Consider the following 2288-nt stretch of genomic DNA (forward strand, 5'->3'; position numbering starts at 1 on the left):
CGGCGGCCCGCGAAACGGGGGCGACGGGGTCTCGGGAGCCCGGGGCGGCGGTCGGTGCCTCCCGCTCCCGGGACGGCGATGGGGGTGCCGGGTACGCAGGCGCTCCGCGCACGTACCCGGCACCCCCATCCGAACGAACGTCGGGGACGTCTCCCGTCAGTCGTCGCTGGCCGCCGTCGGCAGCTGGCTCTGGATGAGATCCATGACGGACGCGTCGGTGAGCGTGGTGACGTCACCGAGCTGACGGTTCTCCGCCACGTCCCGCAGCAGCCGGCGCATGATCTTGCCGGAGCGGGTCTTCGGCAGCTCCGCCACCGGCAGGATGCGCTTCGGCTTGGCGATCGGGCCGAGCGTCGCGCCGACGTGGTTCCTGAGCTCGGCGACCAGCCCGTCGTCCACGGAGGCCGTGCCGCGCAGGATGACGAACGCGACGATCGCCTGGCCCGTCGTCTCGTCCGCCGCGCCGACGACCGCAGCCTCGGCGATCTTCGGGTGGGAGACGAGCGCCGACTCGACCTCCGTGGTGGAGATGTTGTGGCCGGAGATCAGCATGACGTCGTCGACCCGGCCCAGCAGCCAGATGTCGCCGTCCTCGTCCTTCTTCGCACCGTCGCCCGCGAAGTACTTGCCTTCGAAACGGGACCAGTAGGTGTCGATGAAGCGCTGGTCGTCGCCCCAGACCGTACGGAGCATCGACGGCCACGGCTCGGTGACGACCAGATAGCCGCCGCCCCCGTTCGGCACCTCGTGGCCCTCGTCGTCCACGACGGTGGCCGAGATGCCGGGCAGCGGGCGCTGCGCGGAACCCGGCTTGGTCTCCGTGACGCCGGGCAGCGGCGAGATCATGACCGCGCCCGTCTCGGTCTGCCACCACGTGTCGACGATGGGGGTCTTGCCGCCGCCGATGTTCTCCCGGTACCAGACCCAGGCCTCCGGGTTGATCGGCTCGCCGACCGAGCCGAGGACGCGCAGGCTGGACAGGTCGAAGCGGGCCGGGATGTCGTCGCCCCACTTCATGAACGTACGGATCGCCGTCGGGGCCGCGTACAGCAGCGAGACGCCGTACTTCTGCACGATCTCCCAGAACCTGCCCTGGTGCGGGGTGTCCGGCGTGCCCTCGTACATGACCTGCGAAACACCGTTCGACAGCGGCCCGTACACGATGTACGAGTGCCCGGTGACCCAGCCGATGTCGGCGGTGCACCAGTAGACGTCGCTCTCCGGCTTGAGGTCGAAGACCGCGTTGTGCGTGTAGGACGTCTGGGTCAGATAACCGCCCGAGGTGTGCAGGATGCCCTTCGGCTTGCCTGTCGTACCCGACGTGTACAGGATGAACAGCGGGTGCTCGGCGTCGAACGCCTCGGGCGTGTGCTCCGGCGACTGGCGGTCGACGATGTCGTGCCACCACACGTCGCGGCTCGTGTCGAACGCCGTGTCCTCACCCGTGCGGCGGACCACCAGCACGTGCTTGACCTGCGGACACTTCGCGACGGCGTCGTCGATCGCGGGCTTCAGCGCGGTCGGCTTGCCGCGCCGGTAGCCGCCGTCCGCCGTGATGACGATCTTGGCGTCGGCGTCCTGGATGCGCGAGGCCACCGCGTCCGCGGAGAAGCCGCCGAAGACCACGGAGTGTGGCGCGCCGATCCGGGCGCAGGCCAGCATCGCGATGACGGCCTCGGGGATCATCGGCAGGTAGACGGCGACGCGGTCGCCCTTCGCCACGCCCAGTTCCAGGAGGGCGTTGGCGGCCTTGGAGACCTCGTCCTTCAGCTGAGCGTAGGTCAGGGTACGGCTGTCGCCGGGCTCGCCCTCGAAGTGGATCGCGACCCGGTCCCCGTTGCCGGCCTCGACATGGCGGTCCACGCAGTTGTACGCGACGTTCAGCTTGCCGTCCGCGAACCACTTCGCGAAGGGCGGGTTGGACCAGTCCAGAGTCTGAGACGGCTCGGTGGCCCAGGTGAGCCGCCGCGCCTGCTCGGCCCAGAAGCCGAGCCGGTCGGCCGAGGCCTGTTCGTACGCCTCCGCCGTCACGTTGGCGTGCGCGGCCAGATCGGCAGGCGGGGCGAACCGACGCTCTTCCTTGAGCAGATTGGCCAGGCTCTCTTTGCTCACGACATCTCCCATTCCCAGGGCGTCCTACATTTCCCCCGCTAGCTCATCAGTCGGACGCCCACGTGACAAGAGCCGACGGAGAATTGGTTTAGACCTCTGTGGGTGTGTGCCCCGGCCCCCGGCCCGGTACTCGTGCCAGGACCGCGAAACGGCCCCTCCCCGTCACCCGCGGGGAG

General features: G+C 69.5%; 1 protein-coding gene. It reads right to left on the reverse strand.

Going from position 1 to position 2288, the window contains the following annotated elements; genetic code table 11:
* Positions 1-156 precede the first annotated feature (156 nt).
* Complete coding sequence (acs, locus tag LCE31_RS36570; protein WP_225022261.1) at positions 157-2112, reverse strand: acetate--CoA ligase; 1956 nt, start codon at positions 2110-2112, stop codon at positions 157-159.
* Between the last annotated feature and the right edge of the window lie 176 nt (positions 2113-2288).

Origin of the sequence: Streptomyces sp. 8L (assembly GCF_020176795.1) — a bacterium.
Taxonomy (GTDB): domain Bacteria; phylum Actinomycetota; class Actinomycetes; order Streptomycetales; family Streptomycetaceae; genus Streptomyces.